The following is a 19,723-nucleotide window of genomic DNA, read 5'->3' as shown; positions in this document are numbered from 1 at the left end:
GCGGCGGGGGCGTCACACGTGCACGATGTTCACGCCCGCCGCGCGCATCTCCTCGACCACCGTCGTGCCCTGGGGCGCGTCGGTCACCACCACGTCGAGCTGTTCGACCGAACAGATCCTGCCGAGCGCCACCCGCCCCAGCTTCTCGGCGGTGGCCACCAGGATGATGCGCCGCGCCGCCCGCGCCGCGACCCGCTTCACGTGCACGTCGTCCAGGCTGTAGGCGGTGGCGCCGCTGGCCGCGTCCACCCCGCAGCAGCCCAGGATGAAGGTGTCGTACCGCAGGTCCTCGAAGGTGCGCAGGGCCGTCTCGCCGTAGAAGGACAGCTCTCCCGGCCGGACCTGCCCGCCGGGGAGCAGCAGGCGGATGCCCTCGTGTTCGGCGAGCGGCATGGTCGCGTGCAGGGACAGCGGGGTGACGGTGAGCCGGCGGCCCGCCATCGCGTGGGCGACGGCCACCGCCGTGGTGCCGGTGTCCAGGGCGACGGTCTCCCCGTCGTTGAGCATCCGCACGACCACGTCCGCCAGCTTCGCCTTGGTCTCGCTGCCGACCATGGACCGCACCGCGTACGGCGGTTCCACCCCGCTGAGCAGGGCGGTCACGGCGCCGCCGTGCACCCGGCGGAGCGCGCCCCGGGACTCCAGGAGCTCCAGGTCCCGGCGGATGGTCATCTCCGACGTCTGGGTGGAGCGGGCGAGTTCGGCCACGGAGGCCCGGTTGCGCTCGGCCAGCAGGGCCAGGATGAACCGGTGGCGTTCGGAGACATTCATGCCGCTGATGTAGCACATCAACACGCCCGCTGCGAGTTGCTTCCCTTCCGCCCGTAGGGCTCCCGGGCCTGCCGGAGCCTCGGCGGTTGACATCCGACCATGCTGAGTGTGTACTCACACGCACACTGTGTGCATACGGGGCCGGCTCCCGGAGAGGTGATGTCATGACCGCGGTGCTCTTCGACATGTTCGGCGTGATCGCCCGGCAGCAGTCCCCCGCCGCCTGCGCCCGGCTGGAGGAGACGGCCGGACGGTCCGGGGCCGCCTTCTGGGAGAGCTACTGGGGACTGCGGCAGCCTTACGACCGGGGTGACCAGGACGGTGCGCGGTATTGGCGGACGGTCGCCGAGGCGCTCGGAACGCACTTCGACGAGGAACGCGTCGCGGAACTCATCGCCGCCGATGTGGCGAGCTGGAGCCGGACCGACGACGAGATGGTGGAATGCGTCGCGGGACTTGCGGACAGCGGCACCACCCTCGGTCTGCTGTCGAACATTCCGGAGGAATTGGCGGCGCACTACGAGGAGACCCAGGAGTGGCTGAAGCACTTCTCGGTCCTGGCCTTCTCCTGCCGCATCGGACACGCCAAGCCGGAGCCCGGCGCGTACACGTGGTGCAGTACGGCGTTCGGCCTGCCGCCCGAGCGCATCCTGTTCGTCGACGACCGGGCGGACAACGTCCGGGCGGCCGAGGCGCTGGGGATGCGCGGGCACCTGTTCACGTCGCTCGCGGAGCTGCGCCCGGCGCTGAGCTGACGACACGCTGAGCCGACGACAGCCGGCCGAGCGATCGACCGTGCGACCGGCCGCCCCGGTGCGGCCAGTGCCACCGGTACGGCCGGTGCGACCGGTGCGACCGGCGGAAGCCCGGACCGCCCTTCCATACCGGCGCCGGGGCGGGTGACCTGACACTCCCGCCCCGGCGCCTCGCCGTGCGACGCGCCCGCCCCGGCCGACGCCCCGACGCCCCCCGGTCCGGCCTCCCCAGCCTCCGCAACTTCCCCGATCGCTCCGGCCTCCCCACCCGCTCCAACCACTCCCACCGCTCCACCCGGCCCGAACAAACACGCCGCCCAAGTTCTCATCAATAGTGTTTGAAATTTGCGTAAGGCCGTGAAACGAACACCCCAACCCTCCGTATGCCGCCCCTTAGAGCCTTGTCGAAGTCTCCTGCGGCCCCGGCGACAGAACTCCGCCACCGCCCGGCCGAACTCCGACCCTCCCCCACACCACCCCGTCTGTGCAGCTCACGCACCCCATCACGGCTTCCCCCGCGAGGCCGGCCGACCGCCGATCTGATGGAATCCAGCCGATTCACAGATGATCAAGCGAAACGAACATCCTGACTGTTAGTGTCGTTGGCGTCAGAAGGTGAAGTGCCCGGCCGGGGACCGACCGCCCCGCGGAGTCCGGGCCCGCCACCGGAGAGCACGCCACCCCTGCCACCACCCCGCCACCGGCCGGCGTTCAGGCCCGCGCGAGTGGCGCAGGTCAGGGGCCGGGCAGGCGTGCCCATGCATCCCGTCACCCATATCTGGCAACAGCATGTCTTCTTCGAGGAGAAATGTTCATGGACGCCACAAACGTACGTGATCTGCTCTATTACCCCGTCAGCGCCCAGAAGATGGTGCGCGGTGAAGGGATCTACCTTTACGACGAGGACGGCAACGAATACCTCGACTGCGCCTCCGCCACCTTCAACCTGAGCCTCGGGTACTCGCATCCGGCGGTCATCCAGGCGATGAAGGACCAGTTGGACGTCTTCACCCATCTGACCTCCTCCGTGCAGAGCGACCCGATCAACGGCCTGGTGCGCCGGCTGGTGGAGGTCTCCCCCGACAACCTGACCAAGGTGCACCCGAAGGTCTCCGGCGGTTCCACCGCCAACGAGGGCGTCATCAAGATGGCGCAGCACGCCACGGGGCGCTCGGAGGTCATCTCCCTGTTCCGCAGCCACCTCGGGCAGACCATGATGATGACCTCGATGTCGGGCAACGCCTTCCGCAAGGAGCCGTTCCCCTCGCTCTTCCCGCGCACGCTCCAGGTGCCGGACCCGTACTGCTTCCGCTGCTTCTACGGGCAGCAGCAGGGCAGTTGCGGGATGATGTGCGTCGACCGCATCGAGGACTTCCTGGAGTACGCCAGCACCGGCCAGGTCGCCGCCATCATCGTGGAGCCGATCTCCGGCAACGGCGGCAACATCGTCCCGCCGGACGGCTATTTCCCGAAGCTGCGGGCCTTCTGCGACGAGCACGACATCGTGCTGATCTTCGACGAGATCCAGACCGGCATCGGCCGTACGGGGCAGATGTTCGCGGCGCAGCACTTCGACGTGGAGCCCGACGCCATCACCACCGCGAAGGGGCTCGGCGGTTCGGGCGCGCAGGTCGCGGCGATCCTGACCAACGAGCGGCTGGCGGGCCTGCCGGCCAACCACCACTCCTTCACCTACGGCGCCAACCTGCTGGCGGCCTCGGCGGCCAACGTCACCCTGGACATCGTCCGGCAGCCGGAGTTCCTGGCCAACGTCCGGGCCACCGGCAACTACATCCTCGGCCGGCTCGCGGACATGCAGACCCGTCACCCGGCCATCGCCGACGTCCGCGGCGTCGGCCTCATGATCGGTTTCGAGATCGCGCACCCCGACGGCAAGCCAGCCGTCAAGCTGACCAACCACCTGGCGAGCGCGGCCGGGCAGCACGGACTGATCCTGCGCACCTCCCGGTACGGCTACGGCAACGTGCTCAAGATCCGGCCGCCGCTGATCCTCACCCTCGACCAGGCGGAGCTGCTGTGCGACCGCCTGGAGAACCTCTTCCGCGCGGAGCTGGCCGCATGACCCGGCTGAAGAAGCTGCTGACGGGACTGGGGCAGCACGTCAGGGCCGAGCTGATGACCTACGCCGATCAGGGGCTGGCCCGGCAGGTGCACGGCGACTCCCCCGGCGGCGACGCGCAGTTCGACGTGGACGAGGTGGCCGAGCGGGCCGTCCTGACGTATCTGCGCGCGCACGCGGACGTACCGCTCGCGGTCTACACCGAGGACGGCTCGCTGGTCGAGCTGGCACCCGATCCGCGGTACGTGCTGGTCGTGGACCCCATCGACGGCACCCGGCCGACCTCGGCCGGGCTGGAGATGGGCATGGTCTCGATCGCCGCGGCGCCGCTGGCGCGGTCCGCGCCGACACTGGACGACGTCACCGCGGCGTACCTGCTGGAGATCAAGTCGGGTGCATGGATCTACGGTGACGACGACGAAGGACTGACGCACGGCGGCTTCCCGCACGCGCTGCCCCGGCTCAGCCGTACCACCGACCCGGCGAAGATGTTCTGGTCGATCGAGTTCAACGGCCACCCCATGCACCTGATGACGGCGGCGTACGCGCATCTGGTGGACCGGTCCGCCAACACCGGCGGCATCTTCGTGTTCAACAGCGCCACCTTCTCGATCTCGCGCATCATCACCGGCCAGCTCGACGCGTACGTGGACATCGGCAACCGCGTCCTGCGCGACCACCCGGCGACCGAGCCGGACTTCCTGGCGGCCGGGCGCGGCTCGATCCTGCACCTGTTCCCGTACGACATCGCCGCCGCGACCTACCTCGCCAAGCGCGCCGGGGTCACCATCACCGACGCCTACGGCGACGACCTGGGGACCACCCAACTGCTCGACCTGGACCCGATGAACCAGAAGTCGTGCATCGCGGCGGCCACCCCCCAGCTCCACAAGGAACTGCTCGGCGCCATCCGGTGGGACCTCCCCGGCGCCGCCCCCACCACCGCAGGAGGAACCCGGTGAAGGCCCTGATCCTGAACGAGCGGCGCACGGTGTCGCTGGTCGACCACCCGAAGCCGGAGGCTTCCGCGCCCACCGACGTCGTGGTGCGGGTCGTGCAGACCGGCATCTGCGGCACCGACCGCAGCGTGCTCGTGGGCAAGTTCCCCGCCGTGCCCGGTGTGGTGATGGGGCACGAGGCGGTCGGCACCGTGGACGCGGTGGGGGCGGCGGTGACCGCGCTCAAGCCGGGCGACCGGGTCATCGTCAACCCGACGCTCTACTGCGGCGGCTGCCCGTCCTGCCTGCGCGGGCACTGGGACTTCTGTGCCAACAAGGCCGGTACGGAGGTCGGGCTGGACCTGGACGGCGCGTTCGCCGAGTTCATCCGGCTGCCCGAACGGTTCGTCCACACCATGCCCGAGGGCATGGATTTCGACCGCGCGGTGGTCGTGGAGCCGCTGGCGTGTGCGCTGAACAACATCGAGGCGGGCCGCCTGGAGGCAGGCGAGACCGCGGTGATCGTCGGCGGCGGGCCGGTGGGCGTGGTCTGTGCGATGGCGGCTCAGCACTACGGTGCCCGGGTCCTGCTGATCGAGCCGGACCCGTACCGGCAGGAGCTGTGCCGCAAGGTGTTCGCGCAGGACGGTGCGGGCCGGGTGACCGTGCACACCCCGGACGAGGCCGAACTGGCGCGGCGCGGCGACGTGGTCATCGACACCGTGGGCAACCTGCTGGAGCAGAGCCTGGGGTACGCGGCGGCCCGCGGACGCGTGGTGATCATGGGCTACAACAGCAAGGCCTCGGCCACCGTGCGGCCGCTGGAGATCCTCCAGCGCGGTCTGCAGATCATCGGGGCCGGTGACTACAACAGCCAGGTGTTCCCGAAGGCGATCGAGCTGGCCCGGTGGCTGCCGCTGGAGCGGCTGGTGACCCACCGCTTCCCGCTGGAGCGGCACGAGGAGGCGTTCGCGGCGCTCGCCGCGGCGCCCGGGACGCCGTACTCGGCGCTCAAGGTGGTGCTCGTACCGGAGTGACGCGGTCCGGTCCCGGGCCCCTCCGGCCGGACGACGAAGCCGGCCGGAGGGGCCGACCGTGCGGGCCGGCCGGCGGGGCCGTCAGGAGAAATCGACGGCGGCCAGCACCGGGCCGGCGGCCAGCAGGGCGTACTGGACCCACACGGTGTCGCGCCGTGCCCGGTAGCTCATCGGGACGGCGAGCGCGACCAGACCGGAGACGAGGGACAGCCACATGACCGTTTGGGCCACGCCCACCAGCGGTCCACTCGCTCCGTCGCCGCTGTGCGCCTGGTTGAGGACGATGATCGCGAACAGCACGTACGCGACGCCGAGCAGCGGGATGCCGAGGGCGGCGAACACCCGCAGGGCGGTCGTGGAAGGGGCGAACGGATCGGGCGCCGACAGGTCGGCGGAGGCGGGCGAAGGGGCTGGTGCGTTCATGGTCGTCAGCCTGCCCGGGACGGGACGGCGCGGTATCGGGTCGGGTACTCAGGGCCGGGCGGGCACGTACTCAGTGCCCGTCAGGTCTCGTACGGGGGGTCCGCCCGGCTGGAGGGGCCATTGTCGAGGACCGTACTCAGAGGCCGCCCCTGGTGCCCGTCCCCAGCGGCCGTCTCCAGCGGCCGTCTCTAGTGGAACTGCTCCTCCTCGGTCGAGCCGCGCAGCGCGGTCGTCTCGGAGGCCGGGTTGACGGCGCCGGCGACCAGGTCGAAGTAACCGGTGCCGACCTCGCGCTGGTGCTTGACGGCGGTGAAGCCGTGCTGCTGGGCGGCGAACTCACGCTCCTGGAGGTCGACGTAGGCCGTCATGCCGTGTTCGGCGTAGCCGCGCGCGAGGTCGAACATGCCGTGGTTGAGGGAGTGGAAGCCGGCCAGGGTGATGAACTGGAAGCGGTATCCCATCGCGCCCAGCTCCCGCTGGAACTTGGCGATCTGGTCGTCGTCCAGCGCGGCGCGCCAGTTGAAGGACGGCGAGCAGTTGTACGCCAGCATCTGGTCGGGGTGGTGGGCGTGGATCGCTTCGGCGAACTCGCGGGCCTGGGCCAGGTCGGGCGTGCCGGTCTCCATCCACAGCAGGTCCGCGTACGGGGCGTACGCCAGGCCGCGGGCGATGGCGGGGGCCATGCCGTTCTCGACGCGGTAGAAGCCCTCCGCGGTGCGTTCCCCGGTGCAGAAGCGGGCGTCGTTCTCGTCGACGTCGCTGGTCAGCAGGTTGGCGGCGAGGGCGTCGGTGCGGGCGACGAGCACCGTCGGCACATCGGCGATGTCGGCGGCCAGGCGGGCCGCGCCCAGGGTGCGCAGGTGCTGGGAGGTGGGCACCAGGACCTTGCCGCCGAGGTGGCCGCACTTCTTCTCCGAGGCGAGCTGGTCCTCGTAGTGGATGCCGGCCGCGCCCGCCTCGATCATCGCCTTGGTCAGCTCGAAGGCGTTGAGCGGGCCGCCGAACCCGGCCTCGGCGTCGGCGACGATCGGCACCAGCCAGTCCGTCGTGTCCCCGGCCTCCTCGGCGGTGGCGATCTGGTCGGCGCGCAGCAGCGCGTTGTTGATGCGGCGCACCACCTGCGGCACCGAGTTGGCCGGGTAGAGACTCTGGTCCGGGTAGGTGTGACCGGCCTGGTTGGCGTCGGCGGCGACCTGCCAGCCCGAGAGGTAGACCGCCTGCAGACCGGCCTTGACCTGCTGCACGGCCTGGCCGCCGGTCAGCGCGCCGAGGGCGTGGAGGTAGTCCTGCTCGTGGAGTTGCCGCCACAGGCGCTCGGCGCCGCGCCGGGCCAGGGTGTGCTCCTCGCGGACGCTGCCGGAGAGCCGCAGCACGTCGGCGGCGCTGTGGGTACGGGTGGTGCCCTGCCACCGCGGGTCGGTCGCCCACCGCCGGGCCAGTTCCTCGGCCGTCTCGGTACCTGTCTGTGCCATGACCATCTCCCGGGTGTTCGCTCGGACCGCTGTGCTGAGCCGTGGACTGCTCTGTGGTGGTGGGTGGTGGGCTGCTGTGGTGGACTGCCGGTGAAGGGTGCGAATCCTCGGCACCGCGTGCACCGAGTGCCGTAGCAGCGCCACGAATTGCTGAGGTGCGGCCCGCCGGAGGTCCCGGTGGCGGGGTGAGCAATGCTGCCGGGGGGCCGCACCACCGACTCTGGCAGTGGCACTTGGTGCCATCAACGGTGGCCCGCAGCCAAGTTCTGCCCATCTTGTGGCGCCTTTCTGCCAAGGTTGCGAAGGTCCGTGACCGCCGTACGGCGACTAGGGTGAGCCGGGCGGCAGCGACGGAGGGGACACCGTGAGCAAGATCTACGCCGGGGCGCGGCTGCGCCGGCTGCGGGAGGAGCGCGGGTTCAGCCAGGCGGCGCTGGCCCGCGTCCTGGCCATCTCGCCCAGCTACCTGAACCAGATGGAGCACGACTCACGGCCGCTGACCGTGCCCGTACTGCTGCGGCTGACCGAGACCTTCGGGGTGGACCCCGGCTTCTTCTCCGAGCGCGACACCAGCCGGATGCTGGCCGACCTGCGCGAGGCGCTCGCCGACGAGCTGGCCGCCGGCCGGGTCTCCCCCACCGACCTGTCCGAACTCGCTTCCCGGCAGCCCGCGGTGGCGTCGGTGCTGCTCGGCCTCGGGCGGCGCAACCTGGCGCTGACCGAGCGGCTGGCGGAGGTGGCGGAGGGCCGGGACGGCGGCGGCACCGACCCGGCCGCGCCGCTCTCCCCGCACGAGGAGATCCGCGAGTTCTTCTACCGGCGGCAGAACTACCTGCACGAGGCCGACACCGCCGCCGAGGAACTCGCCGCCGAGCTGGGCATCCGTCCCGGTGAGGCGGGACGCGCCCTGACCGCCCGGCTCACCGGACGGCACGGCGTACGCCTCGTCGACACGCCCGACGGGCCGCTGCACCACTACGATCCGTCCGCCCGGGTGCTGCGCCTGTCGGCGGGACTGCGGCCCGGGCAGCGCGCCTTCCGCATGGCGACCCAGCTCGCGCTGCTGGAGGCCGGCGAGGAGCTGTCGCGGCCCGCCTCCGAGGACTTCGAGGAGGGCACGACGGCCTGGTCGCTGGCCAGGATCGGGATCGCCAACTACTTCGCGGCGGCGCTGGTGCTGCCGTACGGCCCGTTCCACGCCGCGGCCGAGGAGCTGCGGTACGACATCGAGCGGCTGACCGACCGGTTCGGCCTCGGGTACGAGACGGTGTGCCACCGGCTGAGCACCCTGCAACGGCCGCGCCGGCGCGGGGTCCCGTTCTCCTTCGTCCGCGTCGACCGGGCCGGCAACATGTCCAAGCGGCAGTCCGCCACCGGCTTCCACTTCTCCCGGGCGGGTGGTACCTGCCCGCTGTGGAACGTCTACGAGGCGTTCACCGCGCCCAGCCGTATCCACGTACAGATCGCCGCCATGCCGGACGGCCGCCGCTACCTGTGGACGGCCCGCACCGTCACCCGGCACCGCGGCGGCTGGGGCGATCCGGGCAAGACCTTCGCCATCGGCCTCGGCTGCGAGATCCGGCACGCCTCCCGGCTGGTCTACTCCGACGGCCTCGACCTGGACAACGCCGGTGCCGCCATCCCCATCGGCATGGGCTGCCGGGTCTGCGAACGCCTGGAGTGCCCGCAGCGCGCCGTGCCGCCGCTCGGCCGTCCCCTGGCCATCGACGAGAACAGCAGCACGTTCGTGCCGTATCCGGTGCGGGAGGGCTGAGGGGTACGGGAGGGCTGAGAGGCGTACGCGGTCCCAGCGGCCCGCCCCGGGGCACCCGGAAGATCACCGATCCCCCTGGACTTACTAGGACGTCCAACTATATGTTCGTGACGTAGGCCCGCGGTGCAGGGAAGCCGGTGCGAATCCGGCGTGGTCCCGCCACTGTGACCGGGGAGTGCGACGCCGAGCAACACGCCACTGACGCGGGTGCGTCGGGAAGGCGGGCGGCGCACGACGATCCGGAAGCCAGGATACCGGCCGCGGGTGTTGTTCCGTGTTGTCCACGAGGATGGAGCAGACACGCATGGCATCGGTGCGTACCCACAACCCAGGTGATCCGGCCCGGCCCGCGGCACCGCCCGCGCGCTGACGGTTCCACGCCTTTCGCGTCCCACGGCCCCGCCACGGTCCGCGCGCCATCCGCGCCGCCCGTGGGCCCGGCCGTGCCATCCCCGGATCTCACCTGACGAGAGCAGGCCCCCATGGTCCGAGAACTGACCCATTTCATCGGCGGCGAGCACGTACCGGGAACATCGGGCGCGCACGGCGAGGTGTACGACCCCAACACCGGCACCGTGCAGGCCCGGGTGCCGCTCGCCGGCCAGGCCGAGACGGCGGCCGCCGTCGCCGACGCCGCGGCCGCCCAGCCCGAGTGGGGCGAGTGGAACCCGCAGCGGCGCGCCCGCGTCCTGCTGAACTTCCTGCGCCTGGTGGAGGGCGAGCGGGACGCGCTGGCCCGGCTGCTGTCGAGCGAGCACGGCAAGACGGTCGCGGACGCGCACGGCGATCTCCAGCGCGGCCTGGAGGTGGTGGAGTTCGCGGCCGGCGTCCCGCACCTGCTCAAGGGCGAGTTCACCGACAACGCCGGTACCGGCATCGACGTGCACTCGCTGCGCCGTCCCATCGGCGTGGTGGCCGGGATCACCCCGTTCAACTTCCCCGCGATGATCCCGCTGTGGAAGGCCGCGCCGGCCATCGCCTGCGGCAACGCGTTCCTTCTGAAGCCGTCCGAGCGGGCGCCTTCGGTGCCGCTGCGGCTGGCCGAGCTGTTCCTGGAGGCGGGACTGCCGCCGGGCATATTCAATGTCGTCCACGGCGGCAAGGAGGCGGTGGACACGCTGCTGGCGGACCCGCGCGTCGAAGCGCTGGGCTTCGTCGGCTCGACGCCGATCGCCGCGCACATCTACGCGACCGCCGCCGCGCACGGCAAGCGCGCCCAGTGCTTCGGCGGCGCCAAGAACCACCTCATCGTGATGCCGGACGCCGACCTCGACCAGGCGGTGGACGCGCTGGTGGGCGCCGGGTACGGATCGGCGGGTGAGCGCTGCATGGCGATCTCGGTCGCCGTGCCGGTGGGCGAGGAGACCGCCGACGCGCTGGTGGCGCGGCTCAAGGAGCGGGTCGGCACGCTGCGCGTCGGCCGCTCCGACGACCCGCACGCCGACTTCGGGCCGCTGGTGAGCCGTGACGCGCTGGACCGGGTCCGCGCCTATGTGGACCTCGGCGTCACCGAGGGCGCGGAACTCGTCGTCGACGGACGCGGCTTCACCCTGCCCGGCCACGAGGACGGCTTCTTCGCGGGCGCGTCGCTCTTCGACCGGGTCACCCCGGACATGCGGATCTACCAGGAGGAGATCTTCGGCCCGGTCCTGTCGGTGGTACGGGCCGCGGACTACGAGGAGGCGCTGCGGCTGCCCACGGAGCACCCGTACGGCAACGGCGTGGCCATCTTCACCCGCGACGGCGACACCGCGCGGGACTTCAGCCGCCGGGTGGACACCGGCATGATCGGCGTGAACGTGCCGATCCCGGTACCGGTCGCGTACCACACCTTCGGCGGCTGGAAGCGGTCCGGCTTCGGCGACCTGAACCAGCACGGCCCGGACGCGATCCGCTTCTACACCCGTACCAAGACCGTCACCTCGCGCTGGCCCTCCGGGGTCAAGGAAGGCGCGAGCTTCACCCTCCCGACGATGGGCTGAGCGCGATGAGCGTCATGACCACCGCCACCACGGCCGCCTCGCTGACCTCACTCACCGCCGACCAGCTCGCCATCGTCGAGACGACGCTGGACTTCGCGCAGGAGCACATCGCGCCGCACGCCGTGGCCTGGGACCAGGACAAGCACTTCCCCGTGGACGTGCTGCGCAAGGCCGCCGGGCTCGGGCTCGGCGGGATCTACGTACGGGAGGAGCACGGCGGGTCCGCGCTGAGCCGCGCGGACGGCGTGCTGGTCTTCGAGGTGCTGGCCACCGCCTGCCCGTCCATCGCGGGCTATCTCTCCATCCACAACATGGTCGCCTGGATGATCGACCGGTACGGCGACGACGCGCAGCGCGCCCGCCGGCTGCCCGGCCTGTGCTCGATGGCCGACCTGGGCAGCTACTGCCTGACCGAGCCGGGCGCCGGGTCGGACGCCGCGGCGCTGCGCACGCGTGCGGTGCGCGACGGCGACTCCTACGTGCTGACCGGAGTGAAGCAGTTCATCTCCGGCGCCGGGACCTCGCAGGTGTACGTGGTGATGGCCCGTACCGGCGAGGACGGCCCCGGCGGCATCTCGGCGTTCCTCGTGGAGCGGGACGACCCGGGGCTGTCGTTCGGCGCCAACGAGAAGAAGATGGGGTGGAACGCGCAGCCCACCCGGCAGGTGATCCTCGACGAGGTGCGCGTCCCCGCCGGCCGGCGGCTCGGTGCGGAGGGCGACGGCTTCCGTATCGCGATGAGCGGGCTGAACGGCGGCCGCCTGGGCATCGCCGCCTGCTCCCTCGGCGGCGGGCAGAGCGCGCTGCACGCCGCGCAGGCGTACCTCGCGGACCGGGAGGCGTTCGGAGGGCGGCTGCTGGAGGCGCAGGCACTCCAGTTCCGGCTCGCCGACATGGCGACCGAGCTGACCGCCGCCCGCGCGCTGGTACGGCAGGCGGCCGAGGCGCTGGACCGGGCGGACCCGCAGGCGCCGCAGTTGTGCGCGATGGCCAAGCGGTTCGCCACCGACACGGGTTACTCCGTCGCCGACCGCGCGCTGCAACTGCACGGGGGCTATGGCTACCTGAGTGAGTACGGCATCGAGAAGATCGTCCGCGATCTTCGGGTGCACCAGATCCTGGAAGGGACGAACGAGATCATGCGCTTGATCGTGGCCCGCGGGCTGACCGGGGCGAAGACCGGCGGCGCCCGCGCCGGGACGGGGGCCGCCCGATGACCGACGACTCCGTACTGCTGCGGACCGAGGGCGGCGCGGCGTACCTCACGCTCAACCGGCCGAAGGCGCTCAACGCCCTCGACCACGCCATGGTGCGCCGGATCGACGCGGCCCTGGACGCGTGGGAGCACGACCCGACGGTCGAGACCGTCGTGATCACTGGAGCGGGCGAGCGCGGCCTGTGCGCCGGCGGCGACATCCGCGCCATCCATGCGGACGCGCGGACCGGCGACGGCTCGGCCTCCGCCGCGTTCTGGCGCGACGAGTACCGGCTCAACGCCCGGATCGCGCGCTACCCCAAGCCGTACGTCGCCGTCATGGACGGCATCGTGATGGGCGGCGGCGTCGGCGTCTCGGCGCACGGCAGCGTACGGATCGTCACCGAGCGCTCCCAGGTCGCCATGCCCGAGACCGGCATCGGCTTCGTACCGGACGTCGGCGGCACGTACCTGCTGGCACTCGCACCCGGCGAACTGGGCACGCACCTGGCGCTCACCGGGGCACCGGTGCGGGCCGGTGACGCGCTGCTGTGCGGGCTCGCCGACCACTTCGTCCCGTCGGAGCGGGTGGCGGGGCTGCTGGCGGACCTCGCCGCCGCCCCGGTGCCCGAGGTACTGCCCCGGTACGTACAGGAGGTGCCCGAGGGCGAACTGGCGGCCCACCGCCAGTGGATCGACCCCTGCTACGCGGCCGGCACCGTCGAGGAGATCGTGGACCGGCTGCTCAGCAGCGGCGTCCCGGAGGCCAAGGAGGCCGCCGAGACGATCCTCGCCAAGTCCCCCACCTCTCTGAAGGTCACCCTGGCCGCACTGCGCCGGGCCCGCGACCTGGGGCCGCTCGAACGGGTACTGGACCAGGAGTACCGCGTCTCGTGCGCGGCGCTGGCCGCGCCGGACCTGGTCGAGGGCATCCGCGCGCAGGTGATCGACAAGGACCGCGCGCCGCGCTGGTCCCCCGCCGGGCTCACCGAGGTCACGGACGAGGACGTGGCCCGCTTCTTCGCCCCGCTCGGCGCCCGCGAACTGGGTCTCGCCGACGGCGCCGGTACGCAGGAGGTGCCCTGGTGACCACGGAAACACGCCAGGGGGATGGCGCGCCCCTCACCCTCGGATTCGTCGGACTCGGCAACATGGGCGGCCCGATGGCCGCCAACCTGGTCAAGGCCGGTCACCGGGTGACCGGTTTCGACCTCGTACCGGAAGCGCTGGCGACCGCCGCCGAGGCCGGTGTCGAACCCGCCGTTTCGGCTGTGGCTGCGGTGGCGGACGCGGACGTGGTGCTCACCATGCTGCCCGCCGGACGGCACGTCCTGGGCCTCTACCAGGACGGCGGGCTGCTCGCGGCAGCCCGCCCCGGCACCCTGTTCGTCGACTGCTCGACCATCGACGTGGCCGACGCCCGTGCCGCCCACGAGGCCGCCGTACGCGCGGGCCACCAGGCGCTGGACGCTCCGGTCTCGGGCGGTGTGGTCGGGGCCGAGGCCGGCACGCTGACGTTCATGGCGGGCGGCGGCGCGGCGGAGTTCGCGCGCGCCGAGCCGCTGCTCACGGCGATGGGCAAGAAGGCGGTGCACTGCGGCGCGGCGGGCGCCGGGCAGGCCGCGAAGATCTGCAACAACATGATCCTCGGCATATCGATGATCGGCGTCAGCGAGGCGTTCGTCCTCGGGGAGAGCCTGGGCCTGTCCCACCAGGCCCTGTACGACGTGGCGTCCACCGCCAGCGGCCAGTGCTGGGCGCTGAGCGTCAACTGCCCGGTGCCGGGCCCGGTCCCGGGCAGCCCCGCCAACCACGACTACCGCCCGGGTTTCGCGGCACCGCTGATGGCCAAGGACCTGGGCCTGGCCGCCAACGCGGTCCGCTCGGGCGGCGTGGACGCGGAACTCGGCCTGCGCGCCGCCGAACTGTACGCGGCGTTCGCCGAGGGGGACGGCGCGGCGGAGGACTTCTCCGGGATCGTACGCACCATCCGGCACCGCTCCGGCGGCGGCGCGGACCCGCAGGAAACCGACCAGAACGGAACAACCGCCATATGACCGGCGCCACCACACCCATGAACGCCCGTACCCACCCGTACGAGACGATCCTCGTCGAGCGCACCGGCCGTACCGCCACCCTCACCCTCAACCGCCCCAAGGCACTCAACGCCCTCAACCTCCAGGTGATGACCGAGGTCGTGGCGGCCACCGAGGAACTGGACCGCGACCCGGACATCGGCTGCATCGTCATCACCGGCTCGGCGAAGGCGTTCGCCGCCGGAGCCGACATCAAGGAGATGCGCCCGCAGTCGTACATGGACATGTACCTCAGCGACTGGTTCACCGCCTGGGACCGCCTCGGCGCCCTGCGCACCCCCACCGTCGCGGCGGTGGCCGGCCACGCGCTGGGCGGCGGCTGCGAACTGGCCATGCTCTGCGACATCCTGCTCGCCGCGGACACCGCCGTCTTCGGCCAGCCCGAGATCAAGCTGGGCGTCATCCCCGGCATCGGCGGCTCCCAGCGCCTCACCCGCGCCGTCGGCAAGGCCAAGGCGATGGAACTCTGCCTGACCGGCCGCACCATGGACGCGACGGAGGCCGAGCGCGCCGGCCTGGTCTCCCGGGTGGTACCGGCCGCCGACCTCCTGACCGAGGCCGCCGCCGTGGCCCAGACGGTGGCGGCCATGTCCGCGCCGGTCGCCATGATGGCCAAGGAAGCCGTCAACCGCGCCTTCGAAACCACCCTTGCCGAGGGCGTCCGCTTCGAACGGCGCCTGTTCCACGCGGTGTTCGCGACCGCGGACCAGAAGGAGGGCATGACGGCGTTCGTGGAGAAGCGGGCGGCGGAGTTCAGGCACCGGTGAGCGCCCTCGGGGCCCGCCGCGCCGGGGCGGGCCCCGACCACCGGATACGGCACATGCGTCCGTCACCGGTCCGGGGCGACGCTGAGCCGACCGGCCGCCGGAGGGCTGGCGCTGCTGGGCGCAGTCGCGGCGTTCGTACAGGTGGCAGCCGGGGCCGATGGGGTCCACCGGCACAACCCGGTCGACGCCCTCGTCCGCGTCGGTCTGAGCCATCAGCGCGGTGCGCACTCCCTCCCAGGTGCCGTCGGTGGCTCGCCACCGCAGCCGGTTGCAGGCGCCTCGCCGGTTGCCGTACTTGTCCGGCAGGTGGACCCGCTGTGTGCCGGTCTGGGACTCGAAAGGCGATCCAAACGGAACTGCACGGTCGGCACTGAGGCTGCTTCACCAGCCAAGCGGCACCGGTGTGAGCAAGCCGGAGCCCTTCGCCCAGGCCGATCGCTCGCCGGTCGCGGTAGACTGGGTGTCACCGAGAGCATTTCGCACGCTGGCTCAGAGCTGGAGTCGTTCTCGGAGAACGACGACCCCCAGGCAGACGACGTCGCCCGTCGTGGTGCCTCTCAGGTGGGACCGAGCCATGACCGTGCTCGACGAACCAACGACTGCTTCCACCGGCCCCCGGGCAGCCAGGATCCTTCTGACGCCGGCGGATCGCCGCAGTGGCCCGCTGGACGGCGCCTGGTGGCCCTGCTCCCGCGACCTGGCACGCGAACTCCCTGACCTCACCGCCGCCTTGGACCCCCTGTGGGGCCGCATCACACATGTCACAGTGAACCCGGCCCGCTGGCCGGTGATCCCGCGCAGGGTGCCCGTCAACGGACATGTGGTCCGGGTGGGCGCGTTCGGGGCCGAACAGGACCCGCACGAGCTGTTTCTCGCCTCGTACACCGTGGGGCGCTGGGACCTGCTGATCGTGCCGCCCGAAACCGCTCCCGACCGTGCGGCGGCTCTCATGCGCGCGGCCGCCGATCCGCACAACACCCGCACGGCGAGCGGCCTGTTGGAGACCGTCGGTCCGCTGAACGTTGCGTGTAGCCACCGGACAGCGGGTACTCGGACCGTGCCGCCCGGCACAGCCGAGTGGGAGAGCGAGGGCGGAGCCGTCCGCACGGCCCCGGCCCCGACCAGGTAGAACGGGCTGTCGCGCGTTCGGCGGGTCGCCACGGTGACCGCGGCGCCTGAGCAGCCCGCTGCTCGGCCCCGGCTTCGCGACCGCACCGCACCGCACCGCACCGGAGGAATCCTCTTCGGCCGCCCCCTACGGACCACCGCGCCCCCGATGCCGCCTCCGTGCGGCCCGGAAGGATATTTCATGACAGACCACCCACTGACCGACCGCCCCGAGCGCACCACTCCCGCTCCGCAGCCCGCCGAGGCCGCCCAGGAGTCCTTGGTGGCACCCGGTTACGCCGATGTCCGCATCGAGGCGGCGTCTCCCGAAGCGGCCCGGCTGGTCGCCCAGACGCTGCGCGAGCGCTACGCCGGCGCCGAGCAGCGCAGCTATCCCGACGCGCCCGACGGCGGCACCAGGCTCCACCTGACGGTCGACACCACCCGCACCCCCGACGCCGCAGAAGCCCCCCGGCCGTGGCCGATCGCCGGCCGGCCCCACCACGACGAATGCGCGGTCGCCGTCCCACGGCGGCCCACGCCCTCCCCGCACGAACCGTCCGCAGACAGGCTGACATCATGACCACCACCAGCGCGCCCCCGGCCGTTCCGCACCACATCCTCCCTGCCCGCCTCGCCCTGCTCCCGCGGGGCACCGGCTTGCACCGGATCGACGGGGCATGGTGGCCGCGCTCCCGCCACCTCGCCGACGAACTCCCGCCCCTGCTCGACGCGCTGGCGCCCCGCTGGGGCCGCATCACCCGGGTCACCGTCGACGACACCATGTGGCACACCGGCCCCGACCGCCTGGTCCTCGGCCGACGAGTCATCCACATCAGCCGGTCCGTCGGGATGGGGCACCACCACAGCGTGTGCCTGCTCACCCTGGGCACCGGCCGGTGCGACCTGCGCGTCATAGCGCCCGATACCCCACCGGACCAGGCCGAGCACGTCATGACCGCCGCCTCCCGCGCGGGCGGGGACACCGAAGCGCCGGCCGGCCCAGCGGGCTACGGCCCGCGCCGTCTCCCCACCTGACGGGCCCCGCGGCCGTACACAGCGTGCCGCCTCCCGCCGTTCCCGCACCTTCCTTCCCCACAGGCCCAGGACCCCGGCCGCACCTGACCCGTCCGACCAGGCCGAGGAGCCATGTATGACCACGACCACCGCGCCGTTGTCACCGCCCGAACGGCCAGGAGCCACCCCCGCCGCCTACGACGGGACAGCCCCCTTCCCGTCCAAGGAGGGACCCGGCACCCCCCGCACCGGCGCCCAGCACCTCCAGATGCTTCTGACGGGGACCATCGTGGCGTTCCCGCTGCTGGCCGTGGTCCTGGCCGGCTGGGTGCTGTGGGGGCGCCTGCTCGGGCCGGCCGACCTCCTCATCGCCTTCGTCTTCTACGTCGTCACCGGTCTGGGCGTCACCGCGGGATTCCACCGGGGCCTGACGCACCGCGGTTTCACCGCCACCCGGCCGCTGCGTCTCGTCCTGGCGGTGGCCGGCTCGATGAGCTTCCAGGGCGACGTGATCGGCTGGGTCGCCACCCACCGGCGCCACCACGCCTTCACCGACCGCCCCGGCGACCCCCACTCACCGTTCCGCTACGGCACCAGCCTGCGCGGTCAGCTCCGCGGCCTGGCACACGCCCACGTGGGATGGCTCTTCCACCGCGAAACCAGCGCCACCGTCCCCGCCGAACGCTACGCACCCGACCTGCTCGCCGACCGCGGGCTGCGCACCGTCTCCCGCGCCTTCCCGGCCTGGTGCGCCCTCAGCCTCGCGCTGCCGTTCGCCATCGGCTGGGGCGTCGGAGGCACTCTGCACGGCGCCCTCACCGCGCTGCTGTGGGCCGGCCTGGTACGCATCGCCCTGCTCCAGCACGTGACGTGGAGCGTGAACTCGCTGTGCCACATGGTCGGCACCCGCCCGTTCCGTACCCGCCGCCACGACCGCGCCACCAACCTGTGGCCGCTGGCCCTGCTCTCCTTCGGCGAGAGCTGGCACAACCTCCACCACGCCGACCCCACCTGCGCCCGGCACGGCGTCGACCGCGGCCAGCTCGACCCGACCGCCGCCGCCATCCGCCTCTTCGAACGCCTCGGCTGGGCCACCGACGTCCGCTGGCCCACCCCCGCCCGCCTCGACCACTGCCGCCGATGACCCGACCGCCGCGCGGCCCGCTCACCGGTCCCGGTACAGCTCCTTCGCGATGACCGACCGCTGGACCTCCGTCGCCCCCTCGTAGATGCGGGGCGCCCGCACCTCGCGGTAGAGGTGTTCCAGGAGGTGGCCGCGGCGCAGGGCGCGGGCGCCGTGGAGCTGGACGGCGGTGTCCACGGCATGCTGGGCGGTCTCGGTGGCCAGGAGTTTGGCCATCGCGGAGCGCTTGGCGATGTCGGGGGCACCGCTGTCGTACGCGGACGCGGCCGCGTAGACCAGGAGGCGGGCGGCCTCGATCCGGGTGGCCGTCTCGGCGAGCTGGTGGGAGACGGCCTGGAGGTCCTTGAGCGGGCCGCCGAACGCGGTGCGGTCCGCGGTGTGCGCGAGGGTGGCGTCCAGGGCGGCCTGGGCCATGCCCACCGCGAAGGCGCCGACGCTCGGGCGGAAGAGGTTCAGCGCGCGCATCGCGACGCCGAAGCCACGGTCCACCTCGCCCACCACGTCGTCACGGGTGACCGGGACGCCGTCGAAGGCCAGGGTGCCGATCGGGTGCGGGCTGAGCATGTCCAGCGGGGTGCCGGACAGGCCGGGGCGGCCGGCGGGTACGAGGAATGCGGTGATGCCGCGGGAGCCCGCGCCGCCGCCGGTACGGGCGAAAACGGTGGCGAAGTCCGCCTCGGGCGCGTTGGAGATCCAGCATTTCTCGCCGGTGAGCCGCCAGCGTCCGGCGCTCGGCGGTCCGTCCGGCTCGGCCGCCAGGGTGAGCGCGGCGGCGTCGGAGCCCGCGGCCGGCTCGCTCAGCGCGAAGGCGGCCACCGCGCGGCCCGCGACCACCTCGGGCAGCCAGCGGTCCCGCTGGGCGGCCGTACCGGACTGGACGACCGGGTAGGTGCCCAGGCCCTGGAGCGCGAGCGCGGTCTCGGCCTCGGTCGACTCCTGGGCCAGCGTCTCGCGCAGCAGGCACAGGTCGAGGGCGCGCACCGGGCCTTCGGCGGGGAACATGCGGCGCAGCAGGCCGAGTTCGCCGAGGGCGGCCACCAGGGGCCGGTTGACGCGGCCGGGTTCGCCGCGTTCCGCCAGCGGGCGCAGTCGCTCGGCGGCGAGGGCGCGCAGTTCGGCGCACCACTTCCGGTCCTGCGGTTCCAGCGCGAATGCGGTCACGGGC

The 19,723-nt window shown here is 72.3% G+C and carries 18 protein-coding genes and 1 riboswitch; of the genes, 14 read left to right on the top strand and 4 right to left on the bottom strand.

Annotation, left to right across the window (positions count from 1 at the left end):
- Window positions 1-12: 12 nt before the first annotated feature.
- Window positions 13-771 (bottom strand): DeoR/GlpR family DNA-binding transcription regulator, encoded by a 759-nt coding sequence (locus AB0A97_RS19525; RefSeq protein ID WP_361151257.1) that lies wholly within the window; start codon window positions 769-771, stop codon window positions 13-15.
- Window positions 772-935: 164 nt separating this feature from the next.
- Here AB0A97_RS19525 and AB0A97_RS19520 point away from each other — a divergent pair, with 164 nt between their 5' ends.
- The 4 genes from AB0A97_RS19520 (at window position 936) to AB0A97_RS19505 (ending at window position 5,581) form a co-directional block, all read left to right on the top strand.
- Window positions 936-1,526 (top strand): HAD family phosphatase, encoded by a 591-nt coding sequence (locus AB0A97_RS19520; protein ID WP_361151254.1) that lies wholly within the window; start codon window positions 936-938, stop codon window positions 1,524-1,526.
- Window positions 1,527-2,340: 814 nt separating this feature from the next.
- Window positions 2,341-3,609, top strand: a complete 1,269-nt coding sequence (locus tag AB0A97_RS19515; RefSeq protein WP_361151251.1) for an aspartate aminotransferase family protein — start codon at window positions 2,341-2,343, stop codon at window positions 3,607-3,609.
- Complete coding sequence (locus AB0A97_RS19510) at window positions 3,606-4,568, top strand: inositol monophosphatase family protein (RefSeq protein ID WP_361151248.1); 963 nt, start codon at window positions 3,606-3,608, stop codon at window positions 4,566-4,568. The genes AB0A97_RS19515 and AB0A97_RS19510 overlap by 4 nt, the downstream gene beginning before the upstream one ends.
- Entirely contained in the window at window positions 4,565-5,581 is a 1,017-nt protein-coding gene (locus tag AB0A97_RS19505; protein WP_361151245.1) for an alcohol dehydrogenase catalytic domain-containing protein, read from the top strand. The genes AB0A97_RS19510 and AB0A97_RS19505 overlap by 4 nt, the downstream gene beginning before the upstream one ends.
- 81 nt (window positions 5,582-5,662) lie before the next feature.
- Here AB0A97_RS19505 and AB0A97_RS19500 read toward each other — a convergent pair whose 3' ends face one another.
- Together AB0A97_RS19500 and aceA are read right to left on the bottom strand one after the other, a co-directional pair.
- Entirely contained in the window at window positions 5,663-6,004 is a 342-nt protein-coding gene (locus AB0A97_RS19500; protein WP_361151243.1) for a hypothetical protein, read from the bottom strand.
- A gap of 188 nt (window positions 6,005-6,192) precedes the next feature.
- Window positions 6,193-7,476, bottom strand: coding sequence for an isocitrate lyase (gene aceA / locus AB0A97_RS19495; RefSeq protein ID WP_361151241.1), 1,284 nt, complete (start codon window positions 7,474-7,476; stop codon window positions 6,193-6,195).
- A gap of 364 nt (window positions 7,477-7,840) precedes the next feature.
- Between aceA and AB0A97_RS19490 the strand changes: the two genes are divergently transcribed.
- From AB0A97_RS19490 to AB0A97_RS19445, 10 genes are all read left to right on the top strand, one after another.
- Complete coding sequence (locus AB0A97_RS19490) at window positions 7,841-9,250, top strand: short-chain fatty acyl-CoA regulator family protein (RefSeq protein WP_361151239.1); 1,410 nt, start codon at window positions 7,841-7,843, stop codon at window positions 9,248-9,250.
- A gap of 104 nt (window positions 9,251-9,354) precedes the next feature.
- Window positions 9,355-9,528: riboswitch (cobalamin riboswitch) on the top strand.
- Between the two features lie 204 nt (window positions 9,529-9,732).
- Window positions 9,733-11,232, top strand: coding sequence for a CoA-acylating methylmalonate-semialdehyde dehydrogenase (locus AB0A97_RS19485; RefSeq protein WP_361151237.1), 1,500 nt, complete (start codon window positions 9,733-9,735; stop codon window positions 11,230-11,232).
- Window positions 11,233-11,246: 14 nt separating this feature from the next.
- Window positions 11,247-12,449 carry an acyl-CoA dehydrogenase family protein gene (locus tag AB0A97_RS19480; RefSeq protein ID WP_361151936.1) on the top strand — a complete coding sequence of 401 codons (1,203 nt, stop codon included), beginning with the start codon at window positions 11,247-11,249 and terminating at the stop codon, window positions 12,447-12,449.
- Complete coding sequence (locus tag AB0A97_RS19475; RefSeq protein WP_361151235.1) at window positions 12,446-13,516, top strand: enoyl-CoA hydratase/isomerase family protein; 1,071 nt, start codon at window positions 12,446-12,448, stop codon at window positions 13,514-13,516. Before AB0A97_RS19480 ends, AB0A97_RS19475 begins: the two co-directional genes overlap by 4 nt.
- Window positions 13,513-14,484: a 3-hydroxyisobutyrate dehydrogenase gene (gene mmsB / locus AB0A97_RS19470; RefSeq protein ID WP_361151233.1), complete on the top strand. Its 972-nt coding sequence runs from the start codon at window positions 13,513-13,515 to the stop codon at window positions 14,482-14,484. The genes AB0A97_RS19475 and mmsB overlap by 4 nt, the downstream gene beginning before the upstream one ends.
- The gene (locus tag AB0A97_RS19465; RefSeq protein ID WP_361151230.1) at window positions 14,481-15,290 is read left to right on the top strand and encodes an enoyl-CoA hydratase; all 810 of its coding nucleotides are present in this window, start codon (window positions 14,481-14,483) and stop codon (window positions 15,288-15,290) included. The genes mmsB and AB0A97_RS19465 overlap by 4 nt, the downstream gene beginning before the upstream one ends.
- A gap of 574 nt (window positions 15,291-15,864) precedes the next feature.
- On the top strand, window positions 15,865-16,419 hold the full coding sequence (locus AB0A97_RS19460) for a DUF5994 family protein (RefSeq protein WP_361151227.1): 555 nt from the start codon (window positions 15,865-15,867) through the stop codon (window positions 16,417-16,419).
- A 258-nt stretch (window positions 16,420-16,677) separates the two neighbouring features.
- Window positions 16,678-16,980: a hypothetical protein gene (locus AB0A97_RS19455; protein WP_361151933.1), complete on the top strand. Its 303-nt coding sequence runs from the start codon at window positions 16,678-16,680 to the stop codon at window positions 16,978-16,980.
- Window positions 16,977-17,435 carry a DUF5994 family protein gene (locus AB0A97_RS19450; RefSeq protein ID WP_361151224.1) on the top strand — a complete coding sequence of 153 codons (459 nt, stop codon included), beginning with the start codon at window positions 16,977-16,979 and terminating at the stop codon, window positions 17,433-17,435. The genes AB0A97_RS19455 and AB0A97_RS19450 overlap by 4 nt, the downstream gene beginning before the upstream one ends.
- Window positions 17,436-17,550: 115 nt before the next feature.
- Window positions 17,551-18,558, top strand: a complete 1,008-nt coding sequence (locus AB0A97_RS19445; RefSeq protein ID WP_361151221.1) for a fatty acid desaturase — start codon at window positions 17,551-17,553, stop codon at window positions 18,556-18,558.
- Window positions 18,559-18,579: 21 nt separating this feature from the next.
- On the opposite strand, the gene AB0A97_RS19440 is transcribed toward AB0A97_RS19445, so the two are convergent.
- The gene (locus AB0A97_RS19440) at window positions 18,580-19,719 is read right to left on the bottom strand and encodes an acyl-CoA dehydrogenase family protein (RefSeq protein ID WP_361151219.1); all 1,140 of its coding nucleotides are present in this window, start codon (window positions 19,717-19,719) and stop codon (window positions 18,580-18,582) included.
- Between the last annotated feature and the right edge of the window lie 4 nt (window positions 19,720-19,723).

Source organism: Streptomyces sp. NPDC045470, from assembly GCF_040646595.1.
Lineage (GTDB): Bacteria > Actinomycetota > Actinomycetes > Streptomycetales > Streptomycetaceae > Streptomyces.
This window is presented reverse-complemented; position numbering and strand designations above follow the sequence as displayed.

Bases quoted from the DNA above. Each gene is read 5' to 3' on its own strand.
- AB0A97_RS19460 (WP_361151227.1), top strand. From the start codon at position 15,865: ATGACCGTGCTCGACGAACCAACGACTGCTTCCACCGGCCCCCGGGCA.
- AB0A97_RS19450 (WP_361151224.1), top strand. From the start codon at position 16,977: ATGACCACCACCAGCGCGCCCCCGGCCGTTCCGCACCACATCCTCCCT.
- aceA (WP_361151241.1), bottom strand. From the start codon at position 7,476: ATGGCACAGACAGGTACCGAGACGGCCGAGGAACTGGCCCGGCGGTGG.
- AB0A97_RS19445 (WP_361151221.1), top strand. From the start codon at position 17,551: ATGACCACGACCACCGCGCCGTTGTCACCGCCCGAACGGCCAGGAGCC.
- AB0A97_RS19465 (WP_361151230.1), top strand. From the start codon at position 14,481: ATGACCGGCGCCACCACACCCATGAACGCCCGTACCCACCCGTACGAG.
- AB0A97_RS19525 (WP_361151257.1), bottom strand. From the start codon at position 771: ATGAATGTCTCCGAACGCCACCGGTTCATCCTGGCCCTGCTGGCCGAG.
- AB0A97_RS19480 (WP_361151936.1), top strand. From the start codon at position 11,247: ATGACCACCGCCACCACGGCCGCCTCGCTGACCTCACTCACCGCCGAC.
- AB0A97_RS19510 (WP_361151248.1), top strand. From the start codon at position 3,606: ATGACCCGGCTGAAGAAGCTGCTGACGGGACTGGGGCAGCACGTCAGG.
- AB0A97_RS19500 (WP_361151243.1), bottom strand. From the start codon at position 6,004: ATGAACGCACCAGCCCCTTCGCCCGCCTCCGCCGACCTGTCGGCGCCC.
- AB0A97_RS19475 (WP_361151235.1), top strand. From the start codon at position 12,446: ATGACCGACGACTCCGTACTGCTGCGGACCGAGGGCGGCGCGGCGTAC.
- AB0A97_RS19485 (WP_361151237.1), top strand. From the start codon at position 9,733: ATGGTCCGAGAACTGACCCATTTCATCGGCGGCGAGCACGTACCGGGA.
- AB0A97_RS19515 (WP_361151251.1), top strand. From the start codon at position 2,341: ATGGACGCCACAAACGTACGTGATCTGCTCTATTACCCCGTCAGCGCC.
- AB0A97_RS19520 (WP_361151254.1), top strand. From the start codon at position 936: ATGACCGCGGTGCTCTTCGACATGTTCGGCGTGATCGCCCGGCAGCAG.